Source organism: Pseudomonas sp. GW821-FHT01E05 (assembly GCF_059422425.1).
The window spans coordinates 161,413-176,022 of sequence record NZ_JBWKWW010000002.1; the positions used below are offsets into that span (position 1 = coordinate 161,413).

A 14,610-nucleotide genomic window follows, 5' to 3' on the forward strand; every position below is an offset into this window, starting at 1 on the left:
CTGGCCCTTGCCCGCGATGGATTCAGCCTCAACGCAATTAATGAGTATTGAATGACCTCGCTGAACCTCACCAACCTGGCCTGGACCCCTCTGGGTCACGGCCATTGCCATCACCAGTTCCAACTGCGTGAGGCCTGCCTGCAGGTGTCGGCGGGTGAGTTCGTCGGTTTGATCGGGCCCAACGGCAGCGGCAAAACCAGCCTGCTGCGCTGTGCCTATCGCTTCAGCAAACCGGAAAGCGGCGAGGTCAAACTCGAACATCACAATGTCTGGAAACAGTCGCCTCGCTGGTGCGCGCAGCGCATCGCGGTGGTGCTGCAAGAATTCCCCGATGCCTTTGGCCTGACCGTCGATGAGGTGGTCGCCATGGGCCGCACACCGCACAAAGGTCTGTTCGACGGCGACACCTTCGAAGATCGACGCATCTGTCAGCAAGCACTGGAATCAGTCGGCCTGCGGGGTTTCGAGGATCACGCCTTCGCCACCCTGTCGGGCGGCGAGAAGCAGCGGGTAATCCTCGCCCGCGCCCTGGCTCAGCAACCGCAACTGCTGATCCTCGACGAGCCGACCAACCACCTCGATCCGCGTTATCAGCTGGAGCTGTTGCAACGGGTCAAACGCTTGCAGATCGGCACCCTCGCCAGCATCCATGACCTCAATCTCGCCGCGGCGTTTTGTGATCGGCTGTACGTCATCAACGGCGGGCGCATTGTCGCCAGCGGTACACCGCAAGAAGTGCTGACCGTTCAGTTGCTGCGCGAAGTCTTCGGTGTCCAAGCCTTGATCGACCGACACCCGCTGTCCGGCTACCCACGAATTACCTGGATAACCCAACCATGATTTTGCGTTCCCTGCTGCGTGCCAGCCTGTCTGTCGCCTTGCTGTCAGGCACTGCCCAGGCATTCGCCGAAGCCACCCATTACCCGCTGACGATCCAGAGCTGCAACCGACAGGTGACCTTCAAAAAGGCGCCCAGACACGCCCTCAGTCACGACATCAATATGACTCAAATGATGCTCGCACTCGGCCTCAAACCGAGCATGGTCGGGTACAGCGGCATCAGTGGCTGGAAAGCCGTGACACCCCGGATGCAGAGCATCCTCGACGGCTTGCCGGAACTGGCGAGCAAGTACCCGTCGGTGGAAACCCTGCTCAATGCCAATGTCGATTTCTTCTTTGCCGGTTGGGATTACGGTATGCGTGTGGGCGGTGAGCTGACGCCGCAGACCCTCGGCCCGCTGGGAATTAATGTCTACGAACTGACCGAGTCCTGCGCCTTCGTCATGAAGCGTCCCCCCGCTACGCTGGAAGACACCTACAACGACCTGCGCAACCTCGGGAAAATTTTCGATGTGCAGGATCGCGCCAACCAGCTGATCGCCGACATGCAGGCGCAAGTCGCCGAGATCCAGAAGTACCTGCCAGCAGAAAAACCCAGGGTGTTCCTCTACGACAGCGGCGAGGACCGCGCCATGACGTCAGGTCGACTGGGCATGCCACAAGCACTGATCGACGCCGCCGGCGGGCGCAATATCCTTGATGACGTCGAGGCCAGCTGGACCCGGGTCAACTGGGAGAATGTGGTCGAGCGCAATCCACAGGTGATCGTGATCGTCGACTATGGCGAAGTCAGCGCCGGGCAGAAGCAACAGTTCCTGGAAAACAACCCGGCACTGCAGTCGGTAGACGCAATCAAGAATCAGCGTTTCATCGTCATCCCCTACGTCCAGGCCACACCGGGCATCGATAACATCGCGGCGATTGAAACCATGGCCAAGGGTTTCCACGGCGAATGATCAGCCGTCGTTATGCCCAGCTGCTGATCGGTCTCGGCGCGCTGCTGTTGGTGTCCTGTGTGGTGTCGCTTGGCGCGGGTTCGGCGCGGGTGCCGGTGGACGTGGTCTGGCGGATTCTTCTGTACAAGGCATTCGGTCTCGGCGAAGTGAGCTGGAGCGCCGGGCAGGAACACATCGTCTGGCTGATTCGCGTGCCGCGGATGTTGCTTGGTGCGCTGGTCGGCGCCGGCCTGGCGTTGACTGGCGCGGTGCTGCAAGCGGTGACCCGCAACCCGCTGGCCGACCCGCACCTGCTGGGCGTGACCTCCGGCGCCACCTTGGGCGCGGTGATCGTAGTGCTACATGTCGGCGAAATCGTAGGCCTGCTGACCCTGCCGATCGCGGCGTTTATCGGTGCACTGCTGAGCATGCTGGTGGTGCTGGCCATCGCCAATCGCAACGGTCGCCTGGACAGTGATCGATTGCTGCTGTGTGGTGTCGCGGTGTCCTTCGTGATGATGGCAATCGCCAACCTGCTGTTGTTTCTCGGCGATCACCGGGCAAGTTCAGCCGTGATGTTCTGGATGCTCGGCGGCCTCGGTCTGGCGCGCTGGGAACTGCTGGCGATTCCGGCCGCCAGCGTAGTGTCCGGGCTGGTGTTGCTGCTGGGCATGGCGCGCCCGCTGAACGCCTTGATGGCCGGCGAACAGACCGCTGTGACACTAGGTCTGAATGCCCGCAGCGTGCGCTTGCGGGTGTTTTTGATTGCCTCGCTGATGACCGGGGTATTGGTGTCCATCAGCGGTTCCATCGGCTTTGTCGGATTGATGGTGCCGCACATCGCCCGCCGATTGGTCGGCGCTGAACATCGGCGATTGCTGCCGGTGTGCGTGTTGCTCGGCAGTGTTTTTCTGGTGTGGGTCGACGTCGCCGCACGCACGCTGATCGCGCCTGAAGACTTGCCGATTGGCGTGGCCACTGCGGCGATTGGCGGGGTGTTTTTCATTGGTCTGATGCGCCGACGATAACCGCGGTCGAACGCCGCCCCGGCAATGCAGGCACCAATGCGGCGCACACAAACGCACTGAGCACTTTTGTCGGCCCCGGCTTGGTGCGCAGCACGCTTTGCAACCCTGCGTAATACGACATTTCCTTGCCTTTGCCCGACCGGGCACAACCCTTGCTAAAGCCCCTTCAGCGTCCGTATCTGCCAACCAAGAAAAAAACCTTAATATCATGGAGATCGCACAATGAAGCGTCGTAGCTTGATCAAGGCTTTCACTCTGTCGGCATCGATTGCCGCGATGGGTATGACCTGGAGCATCCAGGCCGCCGAGACCATCAAGGTCGGGATCCTGCACTCGTTGTCAGGGACCATGGCGATCTCTGAAACCTCGCTTAAAGACATGGCGCTGATGACCATTGACGAGATCAACGCCAAGGGCGGCGTCAACGGCAAGATGCTTGAGCCGGTGGTCGTGGACCCCGCCTCGAACTGGCCGCTGTTCGCCGAAAAGGGCCGGCAGCTGCTGACCCAGGACAAGGTCGCGGTGGTGTTCGGCTGCTGGACCTCGGTGTCGCGTAAATCGGTACTACCGGTGTTCGAAGAGCTCAACGGCCTGCTGTTCTACCCGGTGCAATACGAAGGCGAAGAGATGTCGCCGAACGTCTTCTACACCGGTGCGGCGCCCAACCAGCAAGCGATCCCGGCGGTGGAGTACCTGATGAGCGAAGAAGGTGGCAGCGCCAAGCGCTACTTCCTGCTCGGTACCGACTACGTCTACCCGCGTACCACCAACAAAATCCTGCGCTCGTTCCTGCATTCCAAAGGCGTGGCGGACAAGGACATCGAAGAGGTCTACACCCCGTTCGGTCACAGCGATTACCAGACCATCGTGGCGAACATCAAAAAATTCTCGGCCGGCGGCAAGACTGCGGTGATCTCCACGGTCAACGGCGACTCCAACGTGCCGTTCTATAAAGAGCTGGCCAACCAGGGCCTGAAAGCCACCGACGTTCCGGTCGTGGCGTTCTCGGTGGGCGAAGAAGAGCTGCGTGGCATCGACACCAAGCCGCTGGTGGGCAACCTCGCCGCGTGGAACTACTTCGAATCGGTGGAGAACCCGGTCAACAAAAAATTCGTCGCCGACTGGAAAGCCTACGCCAGGAAACACAACCTGCCGGGCGCGGATAAAGCCGTAACCAACGACCCGATGGAAGCCACGTACGTCGGCATCCACATGTGGGCGCAAGCGGCGCAGAAAGCCAAATCCACGGACGTCGACAAGGTTCGTGAAGCCCTCGCCGGCCAGACCTTCTCCGCACCGTCGGGTTACACCCTGACCATGGACAAGACCAACCACCACCTGCACAAGCCGGTGATGATCGGCGAAATTCAATCTGACGGTCAGTTCTCGGTGGTCTGGCAGACCGAAGGCCCGATCCGCGCCGAGCCCTGGAGCCCGTTCATTCCGGGTAACGACAAGAAGCCGGATTACGCGGTGAAGAGCAACTAAGCAGCGGGACTGATCGCTCCCAGGACGGAACGATCAACATACAACCCCTGTAGGAGCCGAGCTTGCTCGCGATAGCGGTCTGCCAGACACACCGCCATCGCGAGCAAGCTCGGCTCCTACAAGGTCCGCCGTCGCCCTTCAGGACGTAGCCATGTCCCTTTATCGCCTGTTTTTCGTTCTCGCTTTTTTACTGCTGTCGACGGCCGCTTACGCCGGCGACGCCGAAGACTTCGTCGCTGCCAATCCCGTGCAGCAAGCCAAACTGCTGGAAGCCTGGGCCGCGCAGCCCGATCCGGCTCGTGTCGAACTGATCAACGCCTTGCAGCAAGGCCAACTGACCCTCGACGGCGAAGCCAAAACCTTGCGCCTGAATAACCGCCTGCGGGGTCTGATCGACACCGCGCAAGCCAGCCAGCAACTGCTCGCCGCTGACGCCAAGGTGCGTCTGACCGCTGCGCAGCAACTGCAAAAAAGCGCCAAACCGGCGCAATTGAAATTTCTGGAGCAACAACTCGCCAGCGAAAAAGACGAAGGCGTTCACGCGGCCCTGAGCCTGGCTCTGGCCAACCTGCAACTGGTGGACAGCGATCCAGTCGTGCGTTTGGCGGCCGTGAGGCTGCTCGGCGAAACCGGCGACCCGCTGGCCCGCACTCGCCTTGAAGGCTTGCTGGAACCGGGCGTTGAAGCCGATGGAACCGTTCGCACCGCCGCCGAAACCAGTCTGGCTCAGGTCAAACGCAAACTGATGATCGGAGAGATGCTCGGTCAGGCCTTCAGCGGTATGTCTCTGGGTTCGATCCTGCTGCTCGCGGCGCTGGGACTTGCGATCACCTTCGGTCTGCTGGGTGTCATCAATATGGCCCACGGCGAGATGCTGATGCTCGGCGCCTACTCCACGTATGTAGTGCAGTTGTTATTCCAGCGTTTCCTGCCGCAAGCCATCGAGTTCTATCCATTGGTCGCGCTGCCGGTGGCGTTTTTTGTGACGGCGGGGATCGGCATGATTCTCGAACGCACGGTCATTCGACACCTCTACGGCCGTCCGTTGGAAACCCTGCTGGCGACCTGGGGCATCAGCCTGATGCTGATCCAGTTGGTGCGTTTGCTGTTCGGGGCGCAGAACGTCGAAGTCGCCAACCCGGCCTGGCTCTCCGGCGGCATTCAAGTGCTGCCGAACCTGGTGCTGCCATACAACCGCATTGTGATCATCGCGTTCGCCCTGTTCGTTGTAGTGCTGACCTGGCTGTTGCTGAACAAGACTCGCCTGGGCCTGAACGTGCGCGCCGTGACCCAGAACCGCAACATGGCCGCTTGCTGCGGCGTGCCCACCGGGCGTGTCGACATGCTCGCCTTTGGCCTGGGCTCCGGTATCGCCGGGCTCGGCGGCGTCGCCCTGAGCCAGGTCGGCAACGTCGGCCCGGACCTGGGCCAGAGCTACATTATCGATTCGTTCCTGGTGGTGGTGCTCGGCGGTGTCGGCCAGTTGGCCGGTAGCGTGCTGGCGGCCTTCGGCCTGGGCATCGCCAACAAGATTCTCGAACCACAAATCGGTGCCGTGCTCGGCAAGATCCTGATCCTCGCGCTGATCATTCTGTTTATCCAGAAACGCCCGCAAGGACTCTTCGCACTGAAAGGACGGGTGATCGACTGATGAACCAGCCTCTGATGCTCACGGCGACAAAAAAAGCCGGCCCCAAAGTCACTCTGATCGTCGGCAGTTTGGTGCTCGCGTTGTTGCTGGCCTTGCCGCTGCTTTCACTGTTGTCGGCGGACAATCCGCTGCACGTTTCGGCTTATACCCTGACCCTGGTGGGCAAGATTCTTTGCTACGCGATTGTCGCGTTGGCGCTGGATCTGGTCTGGGGTTACGCCGGGTTGCTGTCACTGGGTCACGGCCTGTTCTTCGCCCTCGGCGGCTACGCCATGGGCATGTACTTGATGCGCCAGGCCTCGGGTGACGAGCTACCGGCGTTCATGACCTTTCTGTCGTGGACCGAATTGCCCTGGTACTGGACCGGCACCAACCACTTTCTCTGGGCCATGTGCCTGGTGGTGTTGGCGCCGGGTTTGCTCGCGCTGGTGTTCGGCTTCTTCGCCTTTCGCTCGCGGATCAAGGGCGTGTATTTCTCGATCATGACCCAGGCCCTGACCTTCGCCGGGATGTTGCTGTTCTTTCGCAACGAAACCGGTTTTGGCGGCAATAACGGCTTCACCAACTTCCGCAGCATTCTCGGTTTCGGCATCACCGAACCGAACACCCGGGCGGTGCTGTTTGTGGCCACGGTGCTGTTGCTGGTGGCCAGCCTGTTCATCGGCTGGCGTCTGGCGCAAAGCAAGTTCGGCCGGGTGCTGACCGCTCTGCGCGACGCAGAAAATCGCCTGATGTTTTGCGGCTATGACCCGCGCGGCTTCAAGCTGTTTGTCTGGGTGTTGAGCGCAGTGTTGTGCGGTCTGGCCGGTGCGTTGTATGTGCCGCAAGTGGGGATCATCAACCCCGGCGAAATGTCGCCGACCAACTCCATCGAAGCGGCAGTGTGGGTCGCCCTCGGCGGGCGCGGCACGTTGATCGGACCGCTGCTCGGCGCCGGTGTGGTCAACGGTATGAAGAGCTGGTTCACCGTGGCCTTCCCCGAGTACTGGCTGTTCTTCCTTGGCGCGCTGTTTATCGTGGTGACCCTGTATCTGCCCAAGGGTGTGATCGGGCTGCTGAAAAAAAGAGGTGAACAATGAGAGTCACTGCGACGACTGAATTCATGCTCGAACCGGTGTTTTTCCCACCGGAGCCCAATAAGGACGCCGGCACCAGCCGCGATGCGATTGGCCTCGGCCAGCGCGCCGGCCCCGGTCTGAACACTCGCCATGGCACGATCCTGACCCTGGAAGACATTAGCGTCAGTTTTGATGGTTTCAAGGCGCTGAACGACTTGAACCTGTACATCGGCGTCGGCGAATTGCGCTGCATCATCGGCCCCAACGGTGCCGGTAAAACGACGCTGATGGATGTGATCACCGGCAAGACCCGTCCCAGCCACGGCAAGGCCTGGTTCGGTGAAACCCTGGACCTGACGCAGATGAGCGAAGTGCAGATCGCCCAATCCGGGATCGGTCGCAAGTTCCAGAAACCTACCGTGTTCGAAGCCTTGAGCGTGTTCGAGAACCTTGAGCTGGCGCAGAAGACCGACAAATCGGTATGGGCCAGCCTGCGGGCCAAACTCAATGGCGAGCAACAAGACCGTATTGCCGAAGTCCTGGAAACCATTCGCCTGACGGCGTCGGTCAGTCGCCCGGCGGGTTTGCTGTCCCACGGGCAAAAGCAGTTTCTGGAAATCGGCATGCTGCTGATGCAAGACCCGCAACTGCTACTGCTCGACGAGCCGGTGGCGGGAATGACCGACGCCGAAACCGAATTCACCGCCGAGCTGTTCAAGAGTCTGGCCGGCAAGCATTCGCTGATGGTGGTGGAGCACGACATGGGCTTCGTCGGCTCGATTGCCGACCACGTCACCGTGTTGCACCAGGGGAGTGTGCTGGCCGAAGGGTCGCTGGAGCAGGTGCAGGACAATGAACGGGTGATTGAGGTTTATCTCGGGCGTTGAAGCACGCGCCCCAACCGTAGCAGCTGCCGAAGGTTGCGTTCGAGGGCGAAGCACTCGTAATTCGGCAACGGCGATACACCTGACAAAACGCGATTGCAGGCTCTACGACCGCTACGCGGCCGAACGCAGGCTGCGCCAGCTGCTACGAAGAGCAGAACTTCGAAAGGATGAGAACATGCTACAAGTCGACAAGCTGCACCAGTATTACGGCGGTAGCCACATCCTGCGGGGTCTGTCGTTTGACGTGAAAGTCGGTGAGGTCACCTGCCTGCTGGGGCGTAACGGCGTCGGCAAGACCACGCTACTCAAATGCCTGATGGGGCTGCTGCCGGCAAAAGAAGGCGCGGTGAACTGGGAAGGCAAAGCCATCACCGGTTACAAGCCGCACCAGCGGGTGCATGCAGGAATCGCCTACGTGCCGCAAGGCCGGGAGATTTTCGGCCGACTGACAGTGGAAGAAAACCTGCTGATGGGCCTGTCCCGTTTCCCGGGTTCCGAAGCCAGGGAAGTCCCGGCGTTTATCTATGAGCTGTTCCCGGTGCTGCTGCAGATGAAGCAACGTCGCGGCGGCGACTTGTCCGGTGGTCAGCAACAACAGCTGGCCATCGGCCGCGCCCTGGCCAGTCGTCCGCGACTGCTGATTCTCGATGAACCCACCGAAGGCATTCAGCCGTCGGTGATCAAGGAGATCGGTGCGGTGATCAAAAAACTCGCGGCACGCGGCGACATGGCAATTTTGCTGGTGGAGCAGTTCTACGATTTCGCAGCCGAACTGGCCGATCAATACCTGGTGATGTCCCGGGGAGAGATCGTCCAGCAAGGCCGTGGAGAAAATATGGAAACCGAAGGTGTGCGCGGCCTGGTTACGATCTAACCTGTAGCGTCCTGACGATAAGCACTGATCATGAACCTTCCTGCCCACACCGCTCTGTTCACCCCCAGCTGGCACGCCGAGCTGGAGCTCGGCTATGCCCGATCCGGCGACAGTACGCGCCCCGTCCAGCGCCGGCACAAAGGCCCGCTGCGGGTGCAAAAGCATCTGTATGCCGAAGGCCCGCAAGTCTGCCAGCACATTATCGTCCACCCGCCGGGCGGGATTGCCGGCGGTGACCGGCTGGACATCAACGTTCATGTTGGCGCCGATGCCTGGTCCCAGTTGACCAGCCCCGGTGCGGCCAAGTGGTATCGCGCCGCAGGGCCGGCTTACCAGAAGCTGGACTTTCACGTCGAAGCGGGCGCAACACTGGAATGGCTGCCACAGGAAACCATTATCTTCAGCGCCGCCCAGGCCGAACTCAGCACCTCTATCGAGCTTGAAGGTGATGCCCGGTTGTTCTACTGGGATGTGGTGGCGCTGGGTCGTCCGGCCAGTGGCGAGCGCTTCGATGCCGGGCATTTTCAATCGCAACTGGATATCCGCCGCGACGGTCAGTTGCTCTGGCATGAACGCCAGCGCATTGTCGGTGATGACGGCTTGCTCGATTCGCCGATCGGGCTCGACGGGCAACCGGTGTTTGCAACGTTGCTCGTGACTGGTGAAATCGACAGCGAGCTGCTGGCGGCCTGCCGTTCGTTGCCCAATCCGGTCAGGGGTGACCTGACGCAATTGCCCGGGCTGCTGGTAGCCCGTTGTCTGGCCAGTGAAGCCCTGCAGGCGCGAGGCTGGTTGATTGATTTGTGGCGGTTGCTCAGGCCCGCACTGCTCGGCCGTGAAGCGCTGCCACCGAGGATCTGGAGCACATAAACACTTCATCCCCTGTAGGAGCGAGCTTGCTCGCGATAAGCGTTAACAATAACGCGGTCAACTTGAATGACTGCGGTGCCTTGGCGTTTTTCGCGAGCAAGCTCGCTCCTACAGGGGTCACGCATACCTTTTAAACTGCCTGATAACGGACTTCGAACGATGGACCTGACCCCACGCGAAAAAGACAAGCTGCTGATCTTCACCGCCGGCCTTGTGGCCGAGCGACGGCTGGCCCGCGGCGTGAAGCTAAACTATCCGGAAGCCATGGCCTATATCTCCGCGGCGCTGCTCGAAGGCGCCCGTGACGGTCAGACTGTGGCCGAGTTGATGCACTACGGCACCACCCTGCTCAGCCGTGAACAGGTAATGGAGGGCATCGCGGAAATGATCCCGGAAATCCAGGTCGAAGCGACCTTCCCCGACGGCACCAAACTGGTCACCGTCCACCAACCCATCGCCTGAGGCTGTGCCATGACTTACAGCATTCGTGACGCGCAGCATGCCGATCTGCCGGCGATCCGTGACATCTATAACGACGCCGTGCTCAACACCACGGCGATCTGGAACGAACAGGCCGTCGACCTCGGTAACCGCCAGGCCTGGTTCAGTGCCCGGCAGTCTCAGGGTTATCCGATTCTGGTGATTGTCGACGGTGACAACAGCGTACTCGGCTACGCTTCGTTTGGTGACTGGCGGCCCTTCGATGGCTTCCGGCACACCGTTGAACACTCGGTTTACGTACGCAGCGACCAGCGCGGCAACGGCCTCGGCCCACGGCTGATGGCGGCATTGATCGAGCGTGCCAAAGACTGCAACAAACACGTGATGGTCGCCGCTATCGAGAGTGGCAACGCCGCCTCGATCCGACTGCACGAACGAGTCGGTTTCATCACCACCGGGCAGATGCCACAAGTGGGCACCAAGTTCGGTCGCTGGCTCGACCTGACCTTCATGCAATTGACCCTCAACCCAGGCGCGGAGCCGCCAGTCGCCAACAAGGAGTGATACCCGATGAACGCTGCCCAACTGCGTCGAGTCCATGCCGAAAGCTTTGCGCACTACCGCCAGGGTTTGATTGAACTGTTGCTCGATTGCGTGGGTAACGGCGCATCGATCGGCTTCATGGCGGATCTGGATGCCAGCCAGGCACGGGCCTACTACGACGAGGTCCAGGCAGAGCTCGAACAAGGCAGCCGCCTGCTCTGGGTGGTGGTCCATGAAGAGCAGGTGCTGGCCACTGTGCAACTGAGCCTGTGCCAAAAGGCCAATGGCCTGAACCGCGCCGAAGTACAAAAACTGCAGGTGCGCAGTCACACCCGTCGCCGCGGCCTTGGTCAGCAGTTGATGCAGGTGCTGGAGCAGACAGCGGTGCAGTACAAGCGCGGCATGCTGTATCTGGACACTGAGGCCGGATCAGCGGCCGAAGCCCTATACCAATCCCTGGGTTACGTCCGCGTCGGCGAAATACCGGACTACGCCTGCCGTCCGAACGGTCAATACCACCCCACCGCCATCTATTACAAAATCCTCCGCGGAGTGAACCCATGATCCCTGGCGAATATCAGATCCAGCCCGGCGACATCGAACTCAATGCCGGGCGCCGCACCTTGAGCCTGAGCGTTGCCAACAGCGGTGACCGGCCGATCCAGGTCGGTTCGCACTATCATTTTTTCGAAACCAATGACGCCCTGACCTTCGACCGCGCCGCCAGCCGCGGCATGCGCCTGAATATCCCGGCCGGCACCGCCGTGCGCTTCGAGCCGGGGCAGAGCCGAGACATCGAACTCGTGGACCTGGCCGGGCATCGCCGGGTGTTCGGGTTTGCCGGACGGATAATGGGTGATCTGGATTGACTTTTTTAAATGATCGTTCCCACGCTCCCGCGTGGGAATGCATCCCGTGACGCTCCGCGTCACATAACGGCGGACGCAGAGCGTCCATGGCGGCATTCCCACGCAGAGCATGGGAACGATCATTGAATTCCAAGGCAAGCACATGAAAATTTCTAAACAAGCCTACGCCGACATGTTCGGCCCCACAGTCGGTGACAAGGTCCGTCTGGCCGACACCGAGCTGTGGATCGAGGTGGAAAAAGACTTCACCACCTACGGTGACGAGGTGAAGTTCGGTGGTGGCAAGGTGATCCGCGACGGTATGGGCCAGGGTCAACTGCTGGCCCGCGACGTGGTCGACACGCTGATCACCAACGCGTTGATCATCGACCACTGGGGCATCGTCAAAGCCGACGTCGGCCTCAAGGACGGGCGCATCGCCGCCATCGGCAAGGCCGGCAACCCGGACATCCAGCCCAATGTGACCATCGCGATCGGCGCCAGCACCGAAGTGATCGCCGGTGAAGGCATGATCCTCACCGCCGGCGGTATCGACACCCACATCCACTTCATCTGCCCACAGCAGATCGAAGAAGCGCTGATGAGCGGCGTCACCACCATGATCGGTGGCGGCACCGGCCCTGCCACCGGCACCAATGCCACCACCTGCACCTCCGGCCCTTGGCACCTGGCGCGCATGCTGCAGGCCGCCGACGCCTTCCCGATGAACATCGGTTTCACCGGCAAAGGCAATGCCAGCCTGCCGGAGCCGCTGATCGAACAGGTCAAGGCCGGGGCCATCGGCCTCAAGCTGCATGAAGACTGGGGTACGACACCGGCAGCCATCGACAACTGCCTGAGCGTCGCCGACCAGTATGACGTGCAGGTGGCGATCCACACCGACACCCTGAACGAATCCGGCTTCGTCGAAACCACCCTCGCCGCGTTCAAGGGCCGGACCATCCACACCTACCACACCGAAGGTGCGGGCGGCGGCCACGCTCCGGACATCATCAAGGCCTGCGGTTTACCAAACGTGCTGCCAAGCTCGACCAACCCGACCCGACCGTTCACCCGCAACACCATCGACGAACACCTGGACATGCTGATGGTTTGCCATCATCTGGACCCAAGTATCGCCGAGGACGTGGCCTTCGCCGAAAGCCGTATCCGCCGCGAGACGATTGCAGCTGAAGACATCCTGCACGACCTCGGTGCATTCTCGATGATCAGCTCCGACAGCCAGGCCATGGGCCGTGTCGGTGAAGTCATCACCCGCACCTGGCAGACCGCCGACAAAATGAAAAAGCAGCGCGGCCCACTGCCGGGTGACGTTGAGGGCAACGACAATTTCCGCGTCAAACGCTACATCGCCAAATACACCATCAACCCGGCGATCACCCATGGCATCAGCCACGAAGTGGGTTCAATCGAAGTGGGTAAATGGGCGGACCTGGTGCTCTGGCGCCCGGCATTCTTTGGCGTCAAACCGACCTTGATCCTCAAGGGCGGGGCGATTGCCGCCAGCCTGATGGGCGACGCCAATGCCTCGATCCCCACCCCTCAACCGGTGCATTACCGCCCGATGTTTGCCAGTTATGGTGGCTCACTGCATGCCACCAGCCTGACCTTTATCAGCCAGGCGGCACAGGAGGCTGGCATCCCGGAATCATTGGGTCTGAAGAAGAAAATCGCCGTGGTCAAAGGTTGCCGCGAGGTGCAGAAAACCGACCTGATCCATAACGATTACCTACCGAATATCGACGTCGATCCGCAGACTTATCAGGTCAAGGCTGATGGCATTTTGCTCTGGTGTGAGCCAGCAGATGTGTTGCCAATGGCGCAGCGCTACTTTCTGTTTTGATCCTCGGTTGTATGGCAGAAGAACCCGGTGGTCGGATCGATTCGGCCCCCTCGGGCCTTGCAGGCCCGAGGGTTCGAACCGATCTTTTTTACTCGAACGCAAAGGCGCTATGATGCAAGACCTTCCAGCGCTCACTGCCCGGGGCCATCGACCATGCGTCTCTCCGAATTCATCGTGCAACACATGGATCGTATCGTCGATGAATGGGAGCAATTTGCCAACGCCATCGCACCTGACGCTGACCCAATGGATCGGACGGTCCTGCGCGATCACGCAAAGTCGATCCTGCTGGCCGCGTCACGCGACATGCAGACCGCACAGACCGCCAGCGAACAAGCCGCCAAGGCCATGGGCGAAGGTCCGCAGAAAACCCCGAGCCTGAATAAAGCCGCGGCCAGCCACGGCGAGCTCAGGCACAACGTGGGGTTTGATCTGGTGCAGATGACCTCGGAGTTCCGGCATTTGCGCGCCTGCGTGATTCGTCTGTGGGTAGGCGGCCTGAACTCGCCGGAACTGGCCTACTTTCAGGACATGATCCGCTTCAACGAAGCCATCGACGAAGCACTGGCCGAATCCACCGCCGCTTACGCCGAGCAGGTCAATCGTTCACGGGATATCTTCCTGGCCATCCTCGGTCATGACCTGCGTGCCCCATTGCAGGCGGTCAGCATGTCCGCCGAAATGCTGGTGCGTAAAGCCCGACTGGATACCGATGCGCTCGGTTATGTCTCAAACATCAAAAGCGGCGCGCGGCACATGGGGGCGATGGTCAGCGATCTGCTGGAACTGGTGCGCAGCCGTCTCGGCAGTAGCCTGCCGGTCGAACCCGCAGCCATGGACCTGGCCAGCGCCGCCAGGGCCGCCATGGACGAAGCCTGTGCCGGCCAGCCGGCCTGCACGCCGGTCCTGACCATTGAGGGCGATACCCAAGGCGTATGGGACCGCGGGCGGATCGATCAAATGCTGCAAAACCTGATCGGCAATGCCCTGCAGCACGGCGCCAACAGCCACGTTGTGACCTTGACCATCAGCGGTCACGAAGACAGCGTGACACTGACCATGCACAACTATGGCGCGCCGATACCCGAGGACGCCATCGCCACCATCTTCGACCCGCTGGTGCGCAGCGCCAGCGAGGAACTGGCAGGCCCGTCGACCAGCCTTGGCCTGGGCCTGTTCATCGTCAAGGAAGTGGTCTGCGCCCATCAGGGCACGATCGAAGTCAGCTCGAGCGAAGCGGATGGCACGACGTTTACGGTGGTATTGCCCAAGAAGATGTAAAG

General features: G+C 60.9%; 15 protein-coding genes. All 15 read left to right on the forward strand.

Annotation, left to right across the window (positions count from 1 at the left end):
* Positions 1-51: 51 nt before the first annotated feature.
* The 15 genes from AC07W5_RS04275 to AC07W5_RS04345 all read left to right on the forward strand — a co-directional run bounded on the left by AC07W5_RS04275 (position 52) and on the right by AC07W5_RS04345 (position 14,608).
* Positions 52-840, forward strand: coding sequence for an ABC transporter ATP-binding protein (locus AC07W5_RS04275; protein WP_495022846.1), 789 nt, complete (start codon positions 52-54; stop codon positions 838-840).
* Entirely contained in the window at positions 837-1,796 is a 960-nt protein-coding gene (locus tag AC07W5_RS04280; RefSeq protein ID WP_495022847.1) for an ABC transporter substrate-binding protein, read from the forward strand. The genes AC07W5_RS04275 and AC07W5_RS04280 overlap by 4 nt, the downstream gene beginning before the upstream one ends.
* On the forward strand, positions 1,793-2,803 hold the full coding sequence (locus AC07W5_RS04285) for a FecCD family ABC transporter permease (RefSeq protein ID WP_494993492.1): 1,011 nt from the start codon (positions 1,793-1,795) through the stop codon (positions 2,801-2,803). The genes AC07W5_RS04280 and AC07W5_RS04285 overlap by 4 nt, the downstream gene beginning before the upstream one ends.
* Positions 2,804-3,025: 222 nt before the next feature.
* A complete protein-coding gene (urtA, locus tag AC07W5_RS04290; protein WP_494993491.1) occupies positions 3,026-4,291 on the forward strand; it encodes an urea ABC transporter substrate-binding protein in 1,266 nt (421 codons plus the stop codon).
* Between the two features lie 151 nt (positions 4,292-4,442).
* Positions 4,443-5,942: an urea ABC transporter permease subunit UrtB gene (gene urtB / locus AC07W5_RS04295; RefSeq protein ID WP_495022848.1), complete on the forward strand. Its 1,500-nt coding sequence runs from the start codon at positions 4,443-4,445 to the stop codon at positions 5,940-5,942.
* Positions 5,942-7,021, forward strand: coding sequence for an urea ABC transporter permease subunit UrtC (gene urtC, locus AC07W5_RS04300; protein WP_494993489.1), 1,080 nt, complete (start codon positions 5,942-5,944; stop codon positions 7,019-7,021). Before urtB ends, urtC begins: the two co-directional genes overlap by 1 nt.
* Entirely contained in the window at positions 7,018-7,887 is an 870-nt protein-coding gene (gene urtD / locus AC07W5_RS04305) for an urea ABC transporter ATP-binding protein UrtD (RefSeq protein WP_494993488.1), read from the forward strand. Before urtC ends, urtD begins: the two co-directional genes overlap by 4 nt.
* A gap of 175 nt (positions 7,888-8,062) precedes the next feature.
* Positions 8,063-8,761 (forward strand): urea ABC transporter ATP-binding subunit UrtE, encoded by a 699-nt coding sequence (urtE, locus tag AC07W5_RS04310; protein WP_494993487.1) that lies wholly within the window; start codon positions 8,063-8,065, stop codon positions 8,759-8,761.
* A 30-nt stretch (positions 8,762-8,791) separates the two neighbouring features.
* Positions 8,792-9,631 carry an urease accessory protein UreD gene (locus AC07W5_RS04315; RefSeq protein WP_495011254.1) on the forward strand — a complete coding sequence of 280 codons (840 nt, stop codon included), beginning with the start codon at positions 8,792-8,794 and terminating at the stop codon, positions 9,629-9,631.
* Between the two features lie 159 nt (positions 9,632-9,790).
* On the forward strand, positions 9,791-10,093 hold the full coding sequence (ureA, locus tag AC07W5_RS04320) for an urease subunit gamma (RefSeq protein ID WP_247257172.1): 303 nt from the start codon (positions 9,791-9,793) through the stop codon (positions 10,091-10,093).
* Positions 10,094-10,102: 9 nt separating this feature from the next.
* Complete coding sequence (locus AC07W5_RS04325; protein WP_494993484.1) at positions 10,103-10,636, forward strand: GNAT family N-acetyltransferase; 534 nt, start codon at positions 10,103-10,105, stop codon at positions 10,634-10,636.
* A 6-nt stretch (positions 10,637-10,642) separates the two neighbouring features.
* Positions 10,643-11,179 carry a GNAT family N-acetyltransferase gene (locus AC07W5_RS04330; protein WP_494993483.1) on the forward strand — a complete coding sequence of 179 codons (537 nt, stop codon included), beginning with the start codon at positions 10,643-10,645 and terminating at the stop codon, positions 11,177-11,179.
* Positions 11,176-11,484: an urease subunit beta gene (locus AC07W5_RS04335; protein ID WP_494993482.1), complete on the forward strand. Its 309-nt coding sequence runs from the start codon at positions 11,176-11,178 to the stop codon at positions 11,482-11,484. The genes AC07W5_RS04330 and AC07W5_RS04335 overlap by 4 nt, the downstream gene beginning before the upstream one ends.
* A gap of 142 nt (positions 11,485-11,626) precedes the next feature.
* Entirely contained in the window at positions 11,627-13,327 is a 1,701-nt protein-coding gene (ureC, locus tag AC07W5_RS04340) for an urease subunit alpha (protein ID WP_495022849.1), read from the forward strand.
* Positions 13,328-13,480: 153 nt separating this feature from the next.
* The gene (locus AC07W5_RS04345; RefSeq protein WP_495022850.1) at positions 13,481-14,608 is read left to right on the forward strand and encodes a sensor histidine kinase; all 1,128 of its coding nucleotides are present in this window, start codon (positions 13,481-13,483) and stop codon (positions 14,606-14,608) included.
* Positions 14,609-14,610 lie beyond the last annotated feature (2 nt).

Coding starts and splice junctions, on each gene's coding strand:
- ureA (WP_247257172.1), top strand. CDS start 9,791: ATGGACCTGACCCCACGCGAAAAAGACAAGCTGCTGATCTTCACCGCC.
- AC07W5_RS04335 (WP_494993482.1), top strand. CDS start 11,176: ATGATCCCTGGCGAATATCAGATCCAGCCCGGCGACATCGAACTCAAT.
- AC07W5_RS04345 (WP_495022850.1), top strand. CDS start 13,481: ATGCGTCTCTCCGAATTCATCGTGCAACACATGGATCGTATCGTCGAT.
- urtE (WP_494993487.1), top strand. CDS start 8,063: ATGCTACAAGTCGACAAGCTGCACCAGTATTACGGCGGTAGCCACATC.
- ureC (WP_495022849.1), top strand. CDS start 11,627: ATGAAAATTTCTAAACAAGCCTACGCCGACATGTTCGGCCCCACAGTC.
- urtA (WP_494993491.1), top strand. CDS start 3,026: ATGAAGCGTCGTAGCTTGATCAAGGCTTTCACTCTGTCGGCATCGATT.
- AC07W5_RS04280 (WP_495022847.1), top strand. CDS start 837: ATGATTTTGCGTTCCCTGCTGCGTGCCAGCCTGTCTGTCGCCTTGCTG.
- AC07W5_RS04275 (WP_495022846.1), top strand. CDS start 52: ATGACCTCGCTGAACCTCACCAACCTGGCCTGGACCCCTCTGGGTCAC.
- urtD (WP_494993488.1), top strand. CDS start 7,018: ATGAGAGTCACTGCGACGACTGAATTCATGCTCGAACCGGTGTTTTTC.
- urtB (WP_495022848.1), top strand. CDS start 4,443: ATGTCCCTTTATCGCCTGTTTTTCGTTCTCGCTTTTTTACTGCTGTCG.
- AC07W5_RS04330 (WP_494993483.1), top strand. CDS start 10,643: ATGAACGCTGCCCAACTGCGTCGAGTCCATGCCGAAAGCTTTGCGCAC.
- urtC (WP_494993489.1), top strand. CDS start 5,942: ATGAACCAGCCTCTGATGCTCACGGCGACAAAAAAAGCCGGCCCCAAA.
- AC07W5_RS04315 (WP_495011254.1), top strand. CDS start 8,792: ATGAACCTTCCTGCCCACACCGCTCTGTTCACCCCCAGCTGGCACGCC.
- AC07W5_RS04285 (WP_494993492.1), top strand. CDS start 1,793: ATGATCAGCCGTCGTTATGCCCAGCTGCTGATCGGTCTCGGCGCGCTG.
- AC07W5_RS04325 (WP_494993484.1), top strand. CDS start 10,103: ATGACTTACAGCATTCGTGACGCGCAGCATGCCGATCTGCCGGCGATC.